Below are 20,616 nucleotides of genomic sequence, written 5' to 3' on the forward strand. Positions count from 1 at the left end.
GTGACTAGATCACGGGCCGGTTAACAATGCCTTAAATACCTGCCTCGACAAATGGCACGGTCAGGGCCAGGGCTGCGTCCAGGGCACCGGCGTCGACACCACCGCCTTGCGCCATGTCCGGACGACCACCGCCCTTCCCGCCCACTGCCGCGGCGGCTTGCTTCATCAAATCACCGGCCTTGAGTTGGCCAGTCAGGTCCTTGGTTACGCCGGCAACCAGAACGACCTTATCCTCATGGACACCGCCGAGCAGGATCACTGCGCGGCCGAGCTTGTTCTTCAACTGATCGACCAAAGCCAACAGCGCCTTGCCGTCCTGACCGTCCAGGCGTGCAGCCAGGACTTTCACATCCTTGACGTCCACCGCAGAAGCCGACAGATCGTCGCCTGCCGCGCTGGCCGCCTTGGCTTGCAACTGCTCCAGCTGTTTCTCCAGCGCGCGGTTGCGCTCCAGCACAGCGGACAGTTTGTCGATCAGGTTGTCGCGGCTGCCCTTGACCAGGCTGGCCGCTTCCTTGAGTTGTTCTTCAGCCGCATTGAGGTAGGCCAGGGCCGCAGCGCCGGTGACTGCCTCGATACGACGCACACCGGACGCCACGCCACCTTCGCTGACGATCTTCAGCAGGGCGATGTCGCCGGTACGGTTGGCGTGGATACCGCCACACAGTTCTACCGAGAAATCGCCGCCCATGCTCAATACGCGCACGCTGTCGCCGTACTTCTCGCCGAACAGCGCCATGGCGCCCTTGGCCTTGGCGGTCTCGATATCGGTTTCTTCGGTTTCGACTGCGGTGTTCTTGCGAATCTCGGCGTTGACGATGTCTTCCAGGGCCTTGATCTGCTCCGGCTTGATCGCTTCAAAGTGGCTGAAGTCGAAGCGCAGGCGCTGGCTGTCGACCAACGACCCTTTCTGCTGGACGTGCTCGCCCAGTACCTGGCGCAGCGCGGCGTGCAGCAAGTGCGTGGCCGAATGGTTCAGCGAGGTGGCGTGGCGCACATCGGCGTCCACTTGCGCCTCGACCGGCGAACCGACGGTCAGGCTGCCCGACGCCAACACACCGTGGTGCAGGAACGCGCCGCCCGTCTTGGTGGTGTCGCGTACGTCAAAACGTCCGGACGAGGCTTCAAGGAAACCGCAGTCGCCGATCTGGCCACCGGACTCGGCGTAGAACGGCGTCTGGTCCAGAACCACCACGCCGTCATCCCCTTCGTTCAATACGTCGACCGACTGGCCTTCCTTATAGAGAGCAACCACTTTGGCCGCACCACGGGTGGCCTTGTAGCCGGTGAATTCGGTGGCCACGTCAACCTTGACCAGGCTGTTGTAGTCCATGCCGAACGAGCTGGCCGAACGTGCGCGCACACGCTGGGCTTCCATCTCGCGTTCGAAACCTTCCTCGTCGAGGGTCAGGTTGCGTTCACGGGCGATGTCGCCGGTCAAGTCCATCGGGAAACCGTAGGTGTCGTAGAGCTTGAACACCACGTCGCCCGGCACGACGGAGCCTTGCAGGTTGGCAAGGTCCTGTTCAAGGATCTTCAGGCCCTGTTCCAGGGTCTTGGCGAACTGCTCTTCTTCAGCTTTGAGCACGCGCTCGATATGCGCCTGGTTCTGCTTGAGTTCCGGGAAGGCTTCGCCCATCTCGGCCACCAGGGCCGCGACGATCTGATAGAAGAAGCTGCCGTTGGCACCCAGCTTGTTACCGTGACGGCAAGCACGACGGATGATGCGACGCAGCACATAGCCACGGCCTTCGTTGGACGGCAGCACGCCGTCGGCAATCAGGAAGCCGCAGGACCGGATATGGTCAGCCACGACTTTCAGCGAGGCCTGGTCTTCATTGGTGCAACCAATGGCCTTGGCCGCCGCGGCCAGCAGGCTTTGGAACAGGTCGATCTCGTAGTTGGAATGCACGTGCTGCATCACCGCACTGATCCGCTCCAGGCCCATGCCGGTATCCACCGACGGCGCTGGCAACGGATGCAACACGCCGTCGGCGGTGCGGTTGAACTGCATGAACACGTTGTTCCAGATCTCGATGTAACGGTCGCCGTCTTCCTCTGGCGAGCCCGGTGGGCCGCCCCAGATGTCGGCGCCGTGGTCGTAGAAGATCTCGGTGCAAGGGCCGCACGGGCCGGTATCGCCCATGGTCCAGAAGTTGTCGGAGGCGTATGGAGCGCCTTTGTTGTCACCGATGCGCACCATGCGCTCAGCCGGCACGCCGACTTCTTTGGTCCAAATGTCGTAGGCCTCGTCATCGCTGGCGTAGACGGTAACCCAGAGTTTTTCCTTGGGCAGCTTCAGCACGCCGGTGAGGAAGGTCCAGGCGAAGTTGATCGCGTCTTGCTTGAAATAATCGCCAAAGCTGAAGTTGCCGAGCATTTCGAAAAAAGTGTGGTGACGGGCGGTGTAGCCGACGTTTTCCAGGTCGTTGTGCTTGCCACCGGCGCGGACGCATTTCTGGCTGCTGACGGCGCGGGTGTACGCGCGCTTTTCCTGGCCCAGGAAGCAGTCCTTGAACTGGTTCATCCCCGCGTTGGTGAACAGCAGGGTTGGGTCATTGCCTGGGATCAAGGAGCTGGAGGCGACACGGGTGTGACCTTGCTCTTCGAAGAAGCGAAGGAAGGCTTCACGGATTTCTGCGCTTTTCATTAGGTTCTTCCACGGAGGCTGCGGCCAAAGGCCAGTGCGCAACATCATCAGACGGAGCGACGGCAAAGGGCCGCATTATATCGGCCCTTTGCCGGTGGTACAGCGTGTTTATACGATTGAAACGTTCAATTAGACGGTCTGCACTGTCATTTCCGCGAAAATTCGACGAATGTCTGCGCGACGCGCTCGATCTGCGCCCGACTGACATCCAAATGCGTGACCATGCGCAGGCGCGGGGCGGCGCTCAACGTGATCCCGCGTTCGGCGGCAAACGCCTTCAAGGCCTGGGCCTGGTCACCGATCTGCACATAGACCATGTTGGTCTGCACGGGCTCCACCTCATAACCGGCCTGGCGCAGGGCGTCGCCCAGCCAGTGGGCATTGGCGTGATCCTCCGCAAGACGCTGAACCTGATGATCCAAGGCGTACAACCCGGCCGCCGCCAGTGAACCGGCCTGGCGCATGCCACCACCCACCATCTTGCGCAGGCGCCGGGCCTTGGCGATCAACGCCGTGGAACCGCACAACACCGAGCCAATCGGTGCGCCCAGGCCTTTGGACAGGCACACCGACACCGAATCGAAATGTTGGGCGATCTCGCGCGCATCCACCCCCAGCTTGACCGCCGCGTTGTAGAGCCGCGCACCATCCAGATGCAGGGCCAGATCATGCTCACGGGTGAACGCCCGCGCCTTTGCCAGGTAATCCAGCGGCAATACCTTGCCTTGCATGGTGTTTTCCAGCGCCAGCAAACGGGTGCGGGCGAAATGGAAGTCGTCGGGCTTGATCGCCGCGAGCACCTGGTCCAGGTCCAGCGAACCATCGGCCTGCACTTCCAGTGGTTGCGGCTGGATCGAACCGAGCACCGCCGCGCCACCGCCTTCGTATTTGTAGGTATGGGCCTGCTGACCGACGATGTACTCCTCGCCGCGCTCACAGTGGGCCATCAACGCCAACAGGTTGCTCATGGTGCCCGTCGGCACGAACAAGGCGGCGGCAAAGCCCAGGCGCTTGGCCAGTTCGGCTTCGAGGCGATTGACGCTGGGGTCCTCGCCATACACGTCATCGCCGCTGACGGCGGTGGCCATCGCGTCCCGCATGCCGGGGGTGGGTTGGGTCACGGTGTCGCTGCGCAGGTCGATCACAGACATGAAACAAGCCTCTGAGAAGTATTAAATTTCTTGTATCGATGATTACTGCGGGCAAAGCCTCGGAATATCAAGCCCCATCGTTGCTCAATCGAATACCAACCAAACAAACCGATATAGCTTATCGATACAGCGATCGTGCAGTTTTTGAAAAACCATGTTAAAAACTCTCCGCCGCCAGGGTTCTGGCGGCAACGTTCTCAGGGCGGGGTGCAATTCCCCACCGGCGGTAATTACACGCAATGTGTATAGCCCGCGAGCGCTTGGCGCCTCGAACTGCTCATGCAGGACGGCGGCAAGGTCAGCAGACCCGGTGTGATCCCGGGGCCGACGGTCATAGTCCGGATGAAGAGAGAACGGGATTGGCACCTAAGGGCCGCGCACCTATTGTGTTCGCGTACCCTTAAATCCCATTCGATTCATAACGCCCTGTTTTTTTCTTAAACAGGAGTCAGAACATGCAACCTACCGCAATCGATAGCAAAAGCAAAAACCACCACGGCGAGCGCGTCGCGTTTATCCAGGCCTGCTGGCACAAGGATATTGTCGACCAATCGCGCAAAGGCTTCCTCGCCGAAATGATCGCCCAGGGCTACCAGGAATCGGACATCGATTTCTTCGAAGTCGGCGGCGCCTTTGAAATGCCCCTGCACGCCAAGCTGCTTGCCAAGACCGGTCGCTACGCCGGCATCGTTGCTGCCGCACTGGTGGTCGACGGTGGCATCTACCGCCACGAATTCGTTGCCCAATCGGTGGTGAGCGGCCTGATGCAGGTTCAGCTGGAAACCGAAGTGCCGGTGTTCTCGGTGTCCCTGACCCCGCATCACTTCCACGCCGGCAGCGAACACCAGACCTTCTTCTACGAGCACTTTGTGCACAAAGGCCAGGAAGCTGCACGTACCTGCGCCGACACGCTGCACAAGGTGCGCGCGATCCGTCGCAGTGAGCAAAAACTGGCCGTCTGACCCCCTCAGCCCGTCAAAGAAACGCCCCGGCAAGTGCTCTTGCCGGGGCGTTTTTTTTATTGGGGTCTGGCTTCGCACTAATTAATTACCCCCCTGCCCCCTGCGCTTTTCTATTTAGTAACGCTGACGCGCCGTACCGGCGACATTACTTGTTAGATAGGGAGATCTTCGCATGACCATTGCAGGCCAATACGAACTGGAAATAAACCAGATAACCGCCCAGGGATTCCAGATCATTCATGGGGGAGCCTGGGGGCAGGGACCTGTCCCCCCCATCAATAACGAGCATCCTGAGGCACAGGAGAGCATTGAGGTGCTGCTGCATTCGAGCAACCAACTGACAATCGAACGCAGGATGAGCGCAGATGCGGATCAACTGATAGTCACCACGCAGGACCACGATGACGTCATTGTTCTGCGAAAGTATGTGCCCGAAGCGGGGGCGATTCACACGATTGCCGTCAACCGCTCACACACCGCGCTGCCGTCCACGACCGTCACGCTTGAAGTCAATGACGCTAAGTACTGCATCATCCCCGCCACCCGGGATCAGGCGTTGGTGTTCATCACTCAGGGCGGCTCAGACGTTGTGCAGATCGATGACAGGATCGAAAACCCCGTCATCGTTGACACCGGCGAAGGCAACGACTTTGTGATCAGCACTGCTCCCCTTGCCAACATTTCTACCGGACCGGGTCATGACAGCGTGACGGTCTTCCAAGGGTCGAGCCATATCGAAACCGGCCCCGGCGACGATATGATCCTGGCGAAGTTTGATGCCAACATCACTGCGTATGGTGGTCCAGGGGACGATGAAATAGTCGCCGCCGGCGCCTCCTTCATCGATGGTGGCGACGGCAATGACTTCATCATCGGCGGCCACGGCCACAGCATTCTCAGTGGCGGCCCAGGCGACGACCACATCGAAGCCGGCGACGCTACCAACGTCATTTTTGCCGGTGAAGGAAGGAATGAAGTCACCTTGCTCAAGCCTGATGACATGACGTACCACAGCCTCCTGACCGAGCTGTCCATCAAGTTCCCGACCTCATCAGAGGAGTGGGACAGACTGAACGCGTTTGCCCCTGGCGAACCGGCGACGGGCAACCTTCAGGTCGAGCCCGGGAATATCCAGGAGAGCGGAGTGACGGTCGTAGGTAGCCCGCAGTTCGTTGAGCGCATCAACGATGACCTGCGGCTGCTGAACACTTCCCCGACCGGCCGACAACTGCTGGCCGTGCTGCAGAGGGCGGCGCTCGAGAGTGGTATCCCGGTTGCGATCAATGAGCTCAGTGGCACGCCATCCACCAGGTTCAGCGCTGACCCCGCGACCCGCGACGGTGCGTTTATAGAGAATGGCCATCCAGGCACGCCCTCTTATGGAGGGCAAATAGGGTTGAACACCACTGACACCCGCTCCCATCAACCCAGCATCATCGCGCTGTTCCACCAGCTATGCCACGCGTATAACCACATTACCGGCACGCGACTGCACGGGTTCAGTGAGGCGGCCGCGGACGGCAACCAAGCACGTATTCAGGTTTCCAACGAAGAACTTCAAGCCCTGGGCCTGCCAACGTCCGCCGAACCGTTCGACTTCGATAACGACCCGGCCACCGCCCCAACCACGACCAACCCCGAACCGTTCAGCGAGAACGGCTTGCGCAGGGAGTTGGGCTTGCCGCCGCGCTTGCTGAGTGAGCACTACACCCTCTGAAACCTGCGCTCATCGTCCAGGCATGCGCTTTAAGCCAGGCCTGCCTCGGTGGTCGGCACAATCAGGATGCCCGCGCGCAAGCCATTCTTCACCTTCGGGTTGGGGAAGATAATGCGCGCACCCTCCTCCTCGATCACCCAGCGGGTCTTGGCCACGTCTTCGGCCAACAGGTAGCCCTGGGCCAACGGCGAGAAGTTTTCGACATCGGCGGGCAGGTGCATCAGGAAGGCATCGCTGTGCTTGATGACTTCACGGGAGACGGCAAACAGTTGCAGGCCATCCAGACTCTCGGTTTCGGGCTCGGTGCCTTCGATGAGCTGCTTCAGGCGGGTTTCCAGGCGAGAGACGTCCACGCCCTGGTTCTGCCCGAACGGCCGCGCCTTGCCCAGTTCCAGGGTAAAGGCCTCAGCGTCGAGTTGCTCATAGGTAAACGCAGTGAAGGTGATCGAGGTCTTGTTCTGCAGCAGCACCGCTTGCATGCCGGCAGCGTTCAGGCGTGCCAACTGGTGGCGAGAATGCTGGCGACCGTCCTTCCAGGGGTACAGGGCGAACTGTTCGATCTTCGAGCCACGGATGGCGGTGTGCAGGTCGTAATGCAGGCGCGAACGGCCAGGCAGGCTGAAGAAGCTGCGGGCCAATTGCTCCAGCTCGGCGGCGCGCATGGCTTCGGGACCGATGTTTTTTTCATGACGGCCGTTGAACAGCCGGTTGACGTCCAGTTCGAGGTAACGCTCGCCGCGGCGCATGGCCTCAGGGTTGCCGAACAGGAACAGAATACGGGTGCGGGGCTTGATCTCCCCTCGGGCAATGCCATGCAACAGGCGGTCGAGCAGCTCGATCGGCGCGGTTTCGTTGCCATGGATGCCGGACGACAGCAGCAGGTCGCTGCCGTTGTCCTTCGCCTCAGGCGGGCGCACTTCAAGCGCGCCCTCGCTGAGCCAGCGCATCTGCACGCCGTCGACAGTCAGTTGAATTTTTTGCGCCGGTTCGCGACCGGCGAGGGTCAGTTCAAGCAGTTTGCCAAGGGCGAGCATACGCAGCTTCCTTAGTGGTTGCAGCCTGGGCCGTGGACGTGATCGTCGTCATCACCTTCAACGTCGGCCGGTTCCATTTCCAGTTGCAGGCTCATCAGGTTGGTGGCCAGTGGACGCATCAGCAGGTTGGCGTACTCGGCATCGCCTTCTTCCACGTCCACGCCGATCAGCAGTTGGCCACGGCCATCGTGCTGGATCCAGATTTCCTTGCCCTGCCAGACCACGGCGACGCGGGTGCAGGAGGTTTCCAGCTGGGTGCCGTCGGTGTCTTCAAGAATCAGTTTCAGGGTGTCGGTGGTCATAAATTAGCTCTCAGCCATAGGTCGTAAAAGAAGGTGGCGTTAATTGATCTGGAAAGGATAAACCGAGCCCAGTTTAAGGATTTGCGTCAGTTCATCCAATGCCGTCCGGCACTCCAACAGCAATTGCGGGTCTGCCAGGTCGGTTTCGCGCAGGCTGTCGCGGTAGTGCTTGTCGACCCACTGGGTGAGCGTGTCGTACAACGGCGCGGTCATGATAACGCCTGGATTCACCGCCGCCAGTTCCGTTTCATTCAACGCCACACGTAAACGCAGGCACGCCGGGCCACCGCCGTTCTGCATGCTTTGCTTGAGGTCGAACACCTTCACTTCACGGATCAGGCCACCGGTCGCGGTCAGGCTTTGCAAGTACTGCCAGACGCGCTCGTTGGCGCGGCATTCTTCCGGCACGATCAGCAGCATCGAGCCGTCGGCGCGGCTCAGCAACTGGCTGTTGAACAGGTAGGAACGTACCGCGTCTTCGACACTGACCTGAGCGCGGGGTACGCAGACGGACTGGAAGTTACCGCCCAACTTGCCCAGTTTGCCTTGCAGTTCGGCGAGCATCTGTTCGGTATTGAGAAAGGCATCCTCATGATAGAACAGCACTTCACCGTTACCCACTGCGATCACGTCGTTATGGAACACACCGGCATCGATCACCGCCGGGTTCTGCTGGGCGTACACCACGCCGTCATCTTTCAGGCCATGCAAACGTGCGACGGCTTGAGACGCCTCAAGCGTCTGGCGAGCAGGGTATTTCTGCGGCGCCGGGTAACGGGGATCGAACGCGCTACGACCAAACACGAAGAATTCGACGCCCGCCTCGCCATATTCACGGCAGAAGCGTGTGTGGTTGGCCGCGCCTTCATCACCGAATTGCGCCACGGCCGGCAACGCGGCGTGGTGGGCGAAGTGTTTATCATCGGCAAACATCGCCCCCAGCACGCGACTGGTGGTCGGGTGTTCGATGCTGCGGTGGTACTTGCAGTTGAGGTTGGCGGCGGTGAAATGCACGCGCCCGTCAAAGGTGTCGGCACTTGGGCTGACGGTGGCGGCGTTGGCTACCCACATGCTCGACGCCGAGCAGCTCGCGACCAGCAACGGCATCGCATCCTTGGCCGCCTGCTGGATCACTTGGGCGTCGCTGCCGCTGAAACCCAGGTTGCGCAAGGCAGCCACATCAGGACGTTCCTGAGGCGCCAACACACCTTGGACAAAGCCCATGTCCATCAGGGCTTTCATCTTTTGCAGGCCCTGCAACGCCGCTTCCTTGGGGTTGGAATGCTGTTGGCTGTTGCTCTGGGACGCGACGTTGCCGAAGGACAAGCCGCCGTAGTTATGGGTCGGCCCCACTAGACCGTCAAAATTGACTTCATAGGATTTCATCGGCGAGGCTCCACGAACATCTGTTTTTATAGGCAATCTTCAGCACACCACAGATCCAATGCGGGAGCGGGCTTGCTCGCGAAAGCGGTGCACCAGTCACCTCATACATCAACTGACAGACCGCATTCGCGAGCAAGCCCGCTTCCACATTTTTAGACCAGTGTTATGCCCGGGGTCAGCGTGGCTGGCAATACCAGGCTCGGGGTCTCAAGCGAGGCCACCGGGTACGCGCAGTAATCCGCGGCGTAATACGCACTGGCGCGATGGTTGCCCGACGCCCCCACCCCACCGAACGGCGCGGTACTGGCGGCGCCGGTCAGCTGTTTGTTCCAGTTGACGATACCGGCGCGGCTTTCCAGCCAGAACTGCTGGTAGCGCGCTTCGGAGTCCGACAACAAACCAGCGGCCAGGCCGTACTGGCTGTTGTTGGCCTCGGCAATCGCCGCTTCAAAATCAGCGTAGCGGATCACCTGCAACAACGGGCCGAACAGCTCCTCGTCTTCGCGCTCGGTGACGCCGGTCACGTCGATGATGCCAGGGGTCAGCAACGCGGCCTGGTCCTGGGGCTGGGTCATCTCCAGCAGCGCCACGGCGCCATTGGCCAACATCAGTTCCTGAGCGTCCATCAAGGCCTTGGCCGCTGCGAGGGAGATCACCGAGCCCATGAACGGCGCGGGTTGCTGATCAAATGCGCCCACCTCGATGGTCGAGCTGACCGCCACCAGGCGCGCCAGCAATGCGTCGCCCCAGGCGCCTTCCGGCACCAGCAAGCGGCGCGCACAGGTGCAGCGCTGGCCGGCAGAGATAAACGCCGACTGGATGATGGTGTAGACCGCTGCATCCACGTCGGCCACTTCGTCGACCACGAGCGGGTTGTTGCCGCCCATTTCCAGGGCCAGGATCTTGTCCGGACGCCCGGAGAATTGCTGATGCAGATGATTGCCGGTACGGCTGGAACCGGTGAAGAACAACCCGTCGATACCTGGGTTGGCCGCCAACGCGATGCCGGTTTCCCGCGCGCCTTGCAGCAGGTTCAATACGCCTGCCGGCAACCCGGCTTCGACCCAGCACTGCACGGTCAGCTCGGCAACCTTGGGGGTCAGCTCGCTCGGCTTGAACAGCACGGTATTGCCCGCCAGCAACGCCGGGACGATATGCCCGTTCGGCAAGTGGCCTGGGAAATTGTACGGGCCAAACACTGCCACCACACCGTGCGGCTTGTGGCGCAACACCGCAGTGGCGTCGCCCAGGGGGCCGCTCTTCTCGCCGGTACGCTCACGGTAGCTTTGCACCGAGATCGCGATCTTGTTCGCCATGCTGGTGACTTCGGTGGCCGACTCCCACAGCGGCTTGCCGGTTTCTTCCCCGATGCAACGGGCGATATCGTCGGCACGGCTTTTCAGGGTGGCAGCGAAGGCCTCCAGCACACTGATGCGCTCTTCCAGCGGACGCTTGGCCCACGCAGGGAACGCCTGGCGTGCGGCCTGCACAGCGGATTCGACCTGCTCGGCGGTGGCGCCATTGCCGGCCCACAGCACCTGCTGGGTCACCGGGTTGCGCGATTCAAACAGTTCACCCTGGCCGGCCAGCCAGCTCCCTGCGATATACAACGAATTCATTATTTCGACTCCCGAGCAGCGGACAACGGAACGGCACGCACTTGATCACCCACCACCAGTTGCAGGCGCTTGGCGGTCTGTGGATCGACCACCAGCGTGCCTGCCGCCAGACGGGCCGGTGCGGCGGTAATGCGGCACTCTTCACGCTTGCGGTTATGGATCAGGAACGGCGTGGCATCGTCCCCCGGCGTGCCGATGGCCAGCACCAGCGATTGGCTGTCACGCACGGCGCGGATCTTGGTGGTTTCACACTCCACCGCAGGTCCCGCGTCGAAGATGTCGACATAGCCCTGGTAGCTGAAGCCTTCGCTCTTGAGCATGCTCAAGGCGGGCTCAGTGTCCGGGTGGACCTTGCCGATCACATTGCGCGCGTCTTCGGACAGGAAGCAGCTGTACAGGGGAAACTTCGGCATCAGCTCGGCGATAAACGCCTTGTTGCCCACACCGGTGAGGTAATCGGCCTGGCTGAATTCCATCTTGAAGAAGTGCCGACCCAGGCTTTCCCAGAACGGCGAACGCCCGGCGTCGTTAGACACACCGCGCATCTCGGCGATGATCTTGTTGCCAAACAGGTGCGGGAATTCGGCGATAAACAGCAGACGTGCCTTGGCCAGCATGCGGCCGTTGAGGCCGGTGCGGTAATCTGCGTGCAGGAACAACGAACACAGCTCGGAATTGCCGGTGAGGTCGTTGGCCAGGAACAGCGTCGGGATCTCGCGGTAGATATTCAGCTCCTGGGAGGCGCTGACCGTCAGGCCGACCCGGAAGTTGTACCAGGGTTCACGCAGGCCAACGGCGCCGGCGATGGCGGAAATCCCCACCACGCGACCTTCGTCGTTTTCCAGCACGAACAGGTAGTCGGCATCACCACGCCCGGCGTCGCCGCGAAAGGTTTTCTCGGCCCAGCCTACCCGATGGGTCAGGCGCTCCTCGTTGGCCGGCAAGGTGGTGAGGCCAGTGCCGGTGCTGCGCGCCAGATCAATCAGGGCCGGTAAATCGCTGCTGCGTACGGGACGAACGATCATGCTATCTCCTCAGACGGGCCGCTGTTGTCAGCCACCCGCGAAACTCTCTTTTTAAACCGCTACCAGGCGCACGCTCGCGCCTTCGCCAACACCCAGGGCTTCGGCCGCTGCGAGGTCCAACGTCACCGGCTTGCCGGGCGCATAGTCCAGCTCCAGCATCACCGCGCGGTAATCCTGCAACTGTGCGTTGCTCACCAGATACTGGCGGCCGACACCCTTGACCATCTCACCGATCTTCACCGGCACCACGCGGCTCTGGGCAATCGAGCGAATGCCCGAGACCCGTGCATGCAGCGTCGGGCCACCGTCGAAGATGTCGATGTAGTGATCGGTCTCGAAGCCTTCACGCATGAGGATGTCGAAGGTGATCTGCGCACGCGGGTGTACCTGGCCCATGGCTTCCTGGGCTTCGTCCGGCAGCAGCGGCACATAGATCGGGTAATGCGGCATCAATTCGGCGAGGAAGGTGCGGCTTTTCAGCCCGCACAGGCGCTCGGCGGCGGCGTAATTGAGGTCGAAGAAGTTGCGGCCGATGGCGTCCCAGAACGGCGAGTCACCGTTCTCGTCGCTGTAGCCGACGATCTCGGTCACCACAGAGTCGGCAAAGCGCTCGGGATGGCTGGCGACGAACAGCAGGCGGCCACGGGAATTGAGTTCCGACCACGGCGACCCCACCAGCTCCGGCACCACGTAGAAACTGGTGAGCAGGCTGTTGCCGGTAAGGTCGTGGCACTGGGAAAGCACGTGGATCTTGTTGTGGATCTTCAGCTCGCGGGAGGCGTGCACGAAGGTCTCGTTACGGAAGCTGTAGAAGGGTTCCGAGTAGCCAGCCGAGGCGACGATGGCCGAGCAGCCGGCGAGCTTGCCGGTCTCGGTGTCTTCGAGCACGAAGAAATAACTCTCTTCGCCGTTGAAACTGACCTCTGCGGCGAAGGATGCTTCGCTGGCGGCGATCTTGTCGCTCAGTCGTTCCACATCGTCCGGCAAGGAGGTGACACCAATCGGGCTGTCCGCAGCCAGACGCTGTACCTCGCCCAGATCAGCCATTTGCGCGGGGCGCATCACCAGCATGGTGTCACTCCTTAACTCGAAAAACTCACAGGAAAAAATGCCGGACACGATCTTGAAAACGGTGAGGTCAAGTGTGGGAGCGGGCTTGCTCGCGAAAGCGCTGTGTCATTCAACATTTGAGGTGACTGAACCACTGCATTCGCGAGCAAGCCCGCTCCCACATTTGATCTCCACCGTTCCAACCAAGGGATCCGGCATACAAAATTTGTGTTCGGCACCGGGATTACCAGGCGCCGATCGGTCCATCAGGCTTGCGTCAACGCCTTCACAGCACGTTCAAAACGGTCCAGGCCTTCCTTGATGTCCGCGTCTTCCACCACCAGGCTCGGCGCGAAACGCACCACGTCGGGGCCGGCTTGCAGGATCATCAGGTTTTCTTTCTCGGCCGCGTTGAACACGTCCTTGGCCTTGCCCTTGAACGCGTCGCTCAGCACGCAACCGAGCAGCAGGCCCATGCCGCGCACTTCGGTGAAGATACCGTACTGCTTGCCGATCTGCTCCAGGCGCGCCTTGAACAGGTCGTGCTTGGCATTCACGCCGGCCAGCACTTCAGGGGTGTTGATCACGTCGATCACCGCCTCGGCCACCGCACACGCCAGCGGGTTGCCGCCGTAGGTGGTGCCGTGGGTGCCGACCACCAGGTGCTTGGCCAACGCTTCGGTGGTGAGCATTGCCGCGATCGGGAAACCACCGCCCAGGCTCTTGGCGCTGGTGAGGATGTCCGGGGTCACGCCGTAGTGCTGGTAAGCGAACAGGTGGCCACTGCGGCCCATGCCGGTCTGCACTTCGTCGAACACCAGCAGCGCGTTGTTCGCGTCGCACAAGTCGCGGGCGCCTTGCAGGTAAGCCAGTTCGGCCGGCAGCACGCCGCCTTCGCCCTGGATCGGTTCCAATACAACGGCGCAGGTCTTATCCGACACGGCGGCTTTCAGCGCGTCCAGGTCGTTATAAGGAACGTGGGTGATACCGGTGATTTTAGGACCGAAACCATCGGAGTACTTGGACTGCCCACCGACGTTGACGGTGAACAGGGTACGGCCATGGAAGCTGTTGAGCGCCGCGATGATCTCGTATTTCTCGCTGCCGAAACGGTCGAACGCCACGCGACGGGCCAGCTTGAACGCGGCCTCGTTGGCCTCGGCGCCGGAGTTGCAGAAGAACACACGCTCGGCGAAGGTGGCGTCGATCAGCTTGTGGGCCAGGCGCAGGGCCGGCTCATTGGTGAAGACGTTGGAGACGTGCCACAGCTTGTGGGCCTGTTCGGTCAGCGCACCGACCAGCGCCGGATGGGCATGGCCCAATACGTTGACCGCGATGCCGCCGGCAAAGTCGATCAGCTCGCGACCCGCCTGGTCCCATACGCGCGAACCTTCGCCACGCACAGGGATGAATGCAGCCGGTGCGTAGTTAGGCACCATGACCTGGTCGAAATCGGCACGTTGCACCGGGGCTTGCTCAACGGACATCGGAGTCTCCTGAAGAGGAACGCCTGCCTGGAACTGGCGGGCGATGCAGGGATTGTAAGGACAGTTTTCAGCGCGGCCTTGCCGCCAAGCGACAACTTCTTATAGCGCCAACCCGCGATTTTGGCGGGTTTACGCCAATGCGACAAATAGCGTCGCAATGGCGCAGTTTAAACGCTCGCGTGTCCCAGCGGCAGGTGGTGGGGCAGGATAGCGGCAATGTAATCGGCAGCCGGCTATCTATCTACCTCCGGCCGACTGGCCGAAATTGTTCTGCTACTGCGCCTGTTCATCACGCAAAGGCGTATTCCAGTGACCTCACCCATTCAGCTCCCGGACGTGTCGGCATATCGCGACCTGCACCAGGATATCCTCATGCAAGCCGTGCCCGCCTGGCTGCCCACCCTTTCCCCAGCCAAGCGCACAGCGCTGAACAACGTTAAGCCAAGCATTCCGCAGTGGTACAAAACCGCGTCCCCCGACGCTCATGACACCCTGAAAAACCGAGTGAGTCGTGCCTGGGAGGCACAATCCAAGGTGGATCAGGCCATGGGCACCCTGAAATCGCCGCAGGCATTCGGGGCGCCCCTGCTCGCGCAGTTACTCAAACGGCGCTTTGGCATCGAACGTGACGTCGAGACCACGTATTTGCGCCTTTATATTCCCCTGACGATCCCATGGTTCTCGGTGCGCTCAGGCGCGGCAAGAACCTGGACTGTGTCATTGCTGGACGCTGCCCTGCACAACTTCGAAGCCGGCGAGGTATTTGAAGCGTCATCCGGCTTCATCACCAAGCCCACCAGCACCGGCCAATTCGACACGCTGCCTGCGCTCGACACACGCATCACGGTGGCGCAGTTCACCGCTTTGTGCCGCGAGCTGGACATCGGCGCCAAGTACCAGCGCTACCTTGAGCAGTTCTTTGACTTCAACAACCCGCTGGCCATGGCCAGCCTGCAACTGAAGCTCAAGCACAGCCAGGCAGCAGACTTGAACGTCGCGCTGCAAATGGCCTGGATGAAAGGCGATCTGCACGATGATCAGTCCGTCACACGGTTGCAGCGCCTGCTCAACACCGACGACAACCCAAGCACCTGCTACCCACTGCAGTGCTACAACCTGAGCATCATGTCGACGGCGCTCACCGGCATCGTGCTGTTTGCCGAGAACATCGGCAGCCGGCATCCCGTAGGCGTTATCGCCTATATCCCCGACGACCCTTACGCACCGCTCAAGCAGTACCCCACTCTTGTCGACTTCATGACCGCCCTGGGCAACAACCTGCGCAGCGCCGAGTATCAACAATTCTTCAGCCGTTTCATCAGCCACGAAGAACGCGGCCTCTTCTTCGCCGACCTCAACCGCAGGCTGTCCAAGGTCACCTGGCACCCGCACACCCGCGGCGATCCACTGCCGTCCTGGCGCGAAACACCCATCGACCAGCCGCACCTGGCATTCCGCGCCACTGCGATCAGTGGGGATCTGTTCACCCACTTGTTTCAGACAAAACTCAGCAAGGTGTTCAGCGATGCCCGCGCCATCGCGGTGTCCACCGCCAGCGTCGACCAGCGAGTACGCTGGGAGCGCTGGGCCATCGTGCAGAAAGTCGCCTCGGCGATCCTGCAAATCGCGGCGCTCATCGTCGCCCCGTTTGTGCCGCCCGTGGGTTTGCTGATGCTTGGCTACAGCGCCTACCAAATGCTGGACGAGGCCTTCGAATGGGTCATTGACTGGGCGGTGGGCGACGTGACCGAGGCGTTCGCACATTTGCTGTCATTCGTAGAGCAAGGGATACAACTGGGCCTGTTCATCGCGGGTGCGCCCATTGCCGCGAGCACCCTGCGCACGCTGTTGCCCGCGGATGCCATAAAGTTTTTCGACAGTTTCAAGCCTGTCGCTCTACCCAATGGCAAGACGCGGCTCTGGAAACCCGACCTCGCGCCCTACGCCCACGACCTCCGACTGGCGAGCCACTCCTACCCAAACGCCCAAGGGCTGCATGCCTACAACGGTAAAAACATCCTGCTGCTCGCGGACAAACCTTTCATGGTCGAGACCGATCCCGTCACCCAGCAGCGCTACCTGCAACATCCCACCCGGAGCAACGCCTACCGCCCACCCCTGTTGAGCAACGACAAGGGCGCCTGGCTAAACGAGCTGGACACGCCGCTAAGCTGGGACAGCACCACCCTCATGAAACGTCAAGGCCCTAAAACCGCCGGGCTCAGTGATGAGCAGTTGGTCGCTGCTCGTCGTATCAGCGGCACCCGCGAAGGTGCGCTGCGCAAGATGTACGTCAACCAGCATCAGCCGCCCCCCTTGCTGACCGACACCGTTGATCGCTTCCGGATCGACCAGGCGTTGCAGGACTTCATCGATCAAATGAACAGCGATGATCCGGCGATTTACCGACGGGCCGATGCGCAGTCCCAACTGCACCTGCTGGCCAACCTGGAGCTTTGGCCAAAAGCCAAGACCCTGCGTTTCCTTGACTCAAACGGCAGAACCGCCTGGGAGCTGCCCGGCGAAAAAAACGCCAGTGTGGTGCAGATACACGAAGCCCAGCTGAAACAAGATGTCGTGCTGGAAACGCTGCTGGAGGCCCTGGATGAGCCCCAACGCAAAACCTTGCTGGGGGAAGCATTCGGCGACCCGGTCACCTCCCTGAAAAATCGCGCGCTTAAACTCAGAAAAAAACTGGCCGGGCGGGCCCAATTGCATCGAGCTGAATTGTTCAACACCCGCTACCAACAGCTGGAGCGCCCTATCACCCCTCGCCAACAGGCCATGATAGACAACACACCCGGATTGCCGCTCACCGCAGCCGACGCCCTGCTGGACACCGCCAACAGCCAGGAACTCAAGGCCGTTGACGAAGGCAAGATCCCCGCGCGCTTGAGCGAGTTGGCCCAATCGCTGCGGGACGAAGCCAGGGTGAACCATGCCTACGACGGTTTGTACCTCGACTCGACGGAGACCCTCGACACCCACCGACTGGCCTTGCACTCCCTGGAGAAATTGCCTGGCTGGGCAGGAAAAAAGGTGCGCATTGAGATCAGAAGCCCCACGCCCGAGGCCGCCCTCCTGGATGCCATCGGCAAACCGAAGGCACGCATCAAACGAACCCTGGTCCGTTCGCCCGACGGGCGTTACACCCCGCAAGACGACAGCGGCGAACTGTCCGGCGCGACCGACCTGTACAACGCGGTGCTGCAGGCCCTCCCCGATGCCGAGCGCAACGCCCTGGGCTTGCACATCGGCCAAGGCCCCGCTTTAAGGCTGGCCCTGCGCACCCATGCCCTGAAACGCGCGCCGTTGCGTACGCTGATCACCGCCGAACCCGCACGCGCGCCCACCGACACCCGCACCCACCTGCGCCTGCTGGGCATGGACAACTACCCGCCGGCACCGGCCGAACAGCCCGACCTGCAGGCGCTGGCACGGGAACTGTATCCAGCCCACACCGATGAACAGATCGGCGAGATGATCCAAACGTTGGAGCGCCGTCCGGGCGGAGCCTTTGCGACATTAACGGCCCTGCGCCAGGAGTTTCAGCATCTGAATCGTGCCCTGGCCGACTGGGCCGCCCGCCCCCCGCACAGCTATCCGGGCACCGAGGTGAGCATGGGCCGTCAGGAATACAGTGACATGCGGCAAAACCGCATCCTTTTCTGGCGTGAACTCTTACGCGCCTGGCGCCGGGAAACCGAGACAGACACCTACTTCGAGCATCCCAGCCAAAACGGTCAAACACTCAAATCGCACGCCATTTTGTATGGAGAGCTACCGGCGCTGCCGGCCAATTTCGAGCATATTTCCTACCTTGAACTCAGTGGCAACCAGTCTGCACTGACTAATATCGATGTTTTTTTGCGCAGCTTTCCGAACATTCGCCACCTCAGTATCACCCATGCCCAACTGGGTCAGCTGCCAGCCACTCTCAGCGCAATGCCGCGCCTCAACACATTGATCCTCAGCAACTGCGGTATCACCCTGACACCCGATAGCCTGAATACGCTGACAGCCATGAATAGACTTCGGACCCTGGACCTGTACAGCAACCCGCTGGGATTGTCCCCGAGCGTTGAACGCATGATTGATCTGCGCGCTCTGGACCTGTCCGAGACCGGCATTTCCAACCTCCCTGCCGGGCTGCTCAGTCGAGCATCGCTGGAGCTGGCGGTGCTGTCCAGAAACCGGATCACCCAGTTGCCTTCCGCGCTGTTCGAGCTGCCCGCCGACACCTCGGCCACCTTCGACCTCTCGGGCAATCCCCTGTCGCGAGCGACCTTGGAGCAGGTAAAAAGTTATTACCAACGAACAGGCCGCTATTGGGAAGTCGATGCCCTGGCAATCGATATTCAGCGCGTCAACACGCTCTTCCCCGACTTTAGCGTGAACGAAGTCAACCGCTTTCTCTTTGGCCTGCCCGGCACGATTGAAATAGGTCAGATCGAACTGGCACGGCTGGAAGTCGAATATGCCAACCTGTCCGACGGCCTTGATACGTGGGCACGACAGGCCCCCGTACCGGAGGAGCAAGCCCGGCGAGTGAATTTCAAAGAGGAACTCCAAGCGTGCTGGCGCCGAGAAGGTGCATTGGATACGAGCGGCCCACAGGCCATTTCCACGTTCACCGTGGAAAGCCCGCAGCCTGTGACTGGCACCTTCCCGTCACTCGACAGCGGCGTGTTCAGGCACGTGTCTTCATTGCACCTGAAGGGCGCGCAGGGTCCATTCCCGTTGCAGTCGCCGCTTTTTTTCAGAGGATTCCCGACCCTTAACCACTTATTCATCGAGGGGTATGTGATGGGCGATATCCCTGCTTCGGTATGGGACCTGCCGCAACTGTCATCCTTGCGCCTGCCCCGTTGCGCGCTCACCTTATCAACCGAGAGTACCGCCTCACTCACCACGCTGAGCGAGCTGGCAACACTGGACTTGAGCCATAACACCGCTCTGGGGCAACTGCCGGATTTCAGCGCGCTCCCCAGACTTACCAGCATCGAACTTGAAGACACCGGCTTGACGGCAATCCCCGACGGCCTGCTGAAGGCCGTGGAGCGCCAACGCGTCAACCTGAGCAACAACCTGATCACCCAGATTCCCGACAGCGCGTTCAGGCTCCCCGACTCAGTAACCGCCGTCTTCGACCTCTCCCGCAACCCGCTGAACCGCTCGGGGCTGATGCAGATCAAACGCCATTGCCAACGCACTGGCGAGCATTGGCGCGTCGATGCCCCGACGACGTCGCGAGAAAGGATCAAAGCGCTGTACCCCACCTTCACCGAACACGAAGCCAGCCGCTTCTTTTTTGAGCTGTCCGGTGACCTGGACGCGACAGAGCCTGCCATCGAACGACTTGAAACCGAATACGCACAACTGCGCACCGACCTAGAAGAGTGGGTGGTGAATGTCCCAGAACGGCACCCCGTCGTGGACACACCATTGGATGAACAAACGCGGGCACAGGATCAGCTTAATCGCCGTGCATTCAAAACGCTGCTTGAAGCAGCCTGGCGCCGCGAAAGCGAACTGGACGACAACAACGACGACGTTCGGCCGACCCATAAGCTGACTTTTGAAATGCCGATACTGGGCGAGCTGCCCGAACTGAGCGCCCGGTTCGACCATGTGACGACACTCGACCTAGAAGGCAATGGCACCACCACCCGCATCGACGGACTGCTCAAATGCTTCCCAAAACTCAGGAGCCTGGTCATCACACGATTCAGTCTGGGCGAAATTCCCCTCACCGCACTCAGCCTGCCAGCGCTCAACGCCCTGAGCCTGACCGAGTCAGCTATCCGCTTGACACCCACCAGTGTCCACGCCCTGTCATGGATGAGCAGACTGGAGTACCTGGACCTGGGTGGCAACCGGCTGGGCCTCACGCCTGACGTCAGTCAACTGACCGAACTGGAAACGCTGTACCTGCCAGACACCGACATTACCCACCTCCCACAAGGGCTGTTCGCCTTGCACGAGTTGCGCAGCCTGGACTTGAGCGACAATTTGATCGAAGAGATTCCTGCAGACTTTCTGCAACTGGCCACGCAGCTCGACACCGACTCAGACATCAGCGGCAACCCCTTGTCGGCATCGAGCCTGGATACGCTCAGGCACTACTACCTGCTGACCGGTGACGACTTAGCGGTGGCCGCAGCCGGGCTGGATGAGAACGGCAGTCCTTTGGTCAGGCCCCGTTCACCAGAGCCGATGGAGGAATAAGACCC

Annotated in this window: 12 protein-coding genes and 1 riboswitch; of the genes, 3 read left to right on the top strand and 9 right to left on the bottom strand. The window is 61.0% G+C overall.

The window, feature by feature from the left end; all coding sequences use genetic code 11:
* Positions 1-31 precede the first annotated feature (31 nt).
* Together alaS and ltaE are read right to left on the bottom strand one after the other, a co-directional pair.
* Positions 32-2,650, bottom strand: a complete 2,619-nt coding sequence (gene alaS, locus PF1751_RS21415; protein ID WP_010208326.1) for an alanine--tRNA ligase — start codon at positions 2,648-2,650, stop codon at positions 32-34.
* 146 nt (positions 2,651-2,796) lie between these two features.
* Positions 2,797-3,801: a low-specificity L-threonine aldolase gene (ltaE, locus tag PF1751_RS21420; protein ID WP_029529053.1), complete on the bottom strand. Its 1,005-nt coding sequence runs from the start codon at positions 3,799-3,801 to the stop codon at positions 2,797-2,799.
* A gap of 189 nt (positions 3,802-3,990) precedes the next feature.
* Positions 3,991-4,160, top strand: a riboswitch (FMN riboswitch).
* Between the two features lie 96 nt (positions 4,161-4,256).
* Between ltaE and PF1751_RS21425 the strand changes: the two genes are divergently transcribed.
* Together PF1751_RS21425 and PF1751_RS21430 are read left to right on the top strand one after the other, a co-directional pair.
* On the top strand, positions 4,257-4,763 hold the full coding sequence (locus PF1751_RS21425) for a 6,7-dimethyl-8-ribityllumazine synthase (protein WP_010208324.1): 507 nt from the start codon (positions 4,257-4,259) through the stop codon (positions 4,761-4,763).
* A 172-nt stretch (positions 4,764-4,935) separates the two neighbouring features.
* The gene (locus PF1751_RS21430) at positions 4,936-6,480 is read left to right on the top strand and encodes a M91 family zinc metallopeptidase (RefSeq protein ID WP_052806518.1); all 1,545 of its coding nucleotides are present in this window, start codon (positions 4,936-4,938) and stop codon (positions 6,478-6,480) included.
* Between the two features lie 29 nt (positions 6,481-6,509).
* Here PF1751_RS21430 and astE read toward each other — a convergent pair whose 3' ends face one another.
* The 7 genes from astE to PF1751_RS21465 form a co-directional block, all read right to left on the bottom strand.
* The gene (gene astE / locus PF1751_RS21435; RefSeq protein ID WP_010208321.1) at positions 6,510-7,514 is read right to left on the bottom strand and encodes a succinylglutamate desuccinylase; all 1,005 of its coding nucleotides are present in this window, start codon (positions 7,512-7,514) and stop codon (positions 6,510-6,512) included.
* Positions 7,515-7,525: 11 nt separating this feature from the next.
* Positions 7,526-7,816: a hypothetical protein gene (locus PF1751_RS21440; RefSeq protein ID WP_003214319.1), complete on the bottom strand. Its 291-nt coding sequence runs from the start codon at positions 7,814-7,816 to the stop codon at positions 7,526-7,528.
* A gap of 39 nt (positions 7,817-7,855) precedes the next feature.
* The gene (gene astB, locus PF1751_RS21445) at positions 7,856-9,202 is read right to left on the bottom strand and encodes an N-succinylarginine dihydrolase (protein WP_010208320.1); all 1,347 of its coding nucleotides are present in this window, start codon (positions 9,200-9,202) and stop codon (positions 7,856-7,858) included.
* Positions 9,203-9,354: 152 nt separating this feature from the next.
* The gene (gene astD, locus PF1751_RS21450; protein WP_162484839.1) at positions 9,355-10,824 is read right to left on the bottom strand and encodes a succinylglutamate-semialdehyde dehydrogenase; all 1,470 of its coding nucleotides are present in this window, start codon (positions 10,822-10,824) and stop codon (positions 9,355-9,357) included.
* Positions 10,821-11,846, bottom strand: coding sequence for an arginine N-succinyltransferase (astA, locus tag PF1751_RS21455; protein WP_010208317.1), 1,026 nt, complete (start codon positions 11,844-11,846; stop codon positions 10,821-10,823). The genes astD and astA overlap by 4 nt, the downstream gene beginning before the upstream one ends.
* 51 nt (positions 11,847-11,897) lie before the next feature.
* Complete coding sequence (gene aruF, locus PF1751_RS21460) at positions 11,898-12,917, bottom strand: arginine/ornithine succinyltransferase subunit alpha (RefSeq protein WP_003175655.1); 1,020 nt, start codon at positions 12,915-12,917, stop codon at positions 11,898-11,900.
* A gap of 245 nt (positions 12,918-13,162) precedes the next feature.
* Positions 13,163-14,383: an aspartate aminotransferase family protein gene (locus PF1751_RS21465; RefSeq protein WP_010208316.1), complete on the bottom strand. Its 1,221-nt coding sequence runs from the start codon at positions 14,381-14,383 to the stop codon at positions 13,163-13,165.
* Positions 14,384-14,692: 309 nt separating this feature from the next.
* On the opposite strand from PF1751_RS21465, the gene PF1751_RS21470 reads away from it, so the two are divergent.
* The gene (locus PF1751_RS21470; RefSeq protein WP_052806519.1) at positions 14,693-20,611 is read left to right on the top strand and encodes a dermonecrotic toxin domain-containing protein; all 5,919 of its coding nucleotides are present in this window, start codon (positions 14,693-14,695) and stop codon (positions 20,609-20,611) included.
* Positions 20,612-20,616: the final 5 nt, after the last annotated feature.

The sequence above is a fragment of the Pseudomonas simiae genome (assembly GCF_000934565.1).
Taxonomy (GTDB): Bacteria; Pseudomonadota; Gammaproteobacteria; order Pseudomonadales; family Pseudomonadaceae; genus Aquipseudomonas; species Aquipseudomonas simiae.

Coding starts and splice junctions, on each gene's coding strand:
- alaS (WP_010208326.1), bottom strand. CDS start 2,650: ATGAAAAGCGCAGAAATCCGTGAAGCCTTCCTTCGCTTCTTCGAAGAG.
- aruF (WP_003175655.1), bottom strand. CDS start 12,917: ATGCTGGTGATGCGCCCCGCGCAAATGGCTGATCTGGGCGAGGTACAG.
- PF1751_RS21465 (WP_010208316.1), bottom strand. CDS start 14,383: ATGTCCGTTGAGCAAGCCCCGGTGCAACGTGCCGATTTCGACCAGGTC.
- astE (WP_010208321.1), bottom strand. CDS start 7,514: ATGCTCGCCCTTGGCAAACTGCTTGAACTGACCCTCGCCGGTCGCGAA.
- PF1751_RS21440 (WP_003214319.1), bottom strand. CDS start 7,816: ATGACCACCGACACCCTGAAACTGATTCTTGAAGACACCGACGGCACC.
- PF1751_RS21425 (WP_010208324.1), top strand. CDS start 4,257: ATGCAACCTACCGCAATCGATAGCAAAAGCAAAAACCACCACGGCGAG.
- astB (WP_010208320.1), bottom strand. CDS start 9,202: ATGAAATCCTATGAAGTCAATTTTGACGGTCTAGTGGGGCCGACCCAT.
- astA (WP_010208317.1), bottom strand. CDS start 11,846: ATGATCGTTCGTCCCGTACGCAGCAGCGATTTACCGGCCCTGATTGAT.
- PF1751_RS21430 (WP_052806518.1), top strand. CDS start 4,936: ATGACCATTGCAGGCCAATACGAACTGGAAATAAACCAGATAACCGCC.
- ltaE (WP_029529053.1), bottom strand. CDS start 3,801: ATGTCTGTGATCGACCTGCGCAGCGACACCGTGACCCAACCCACCCCC.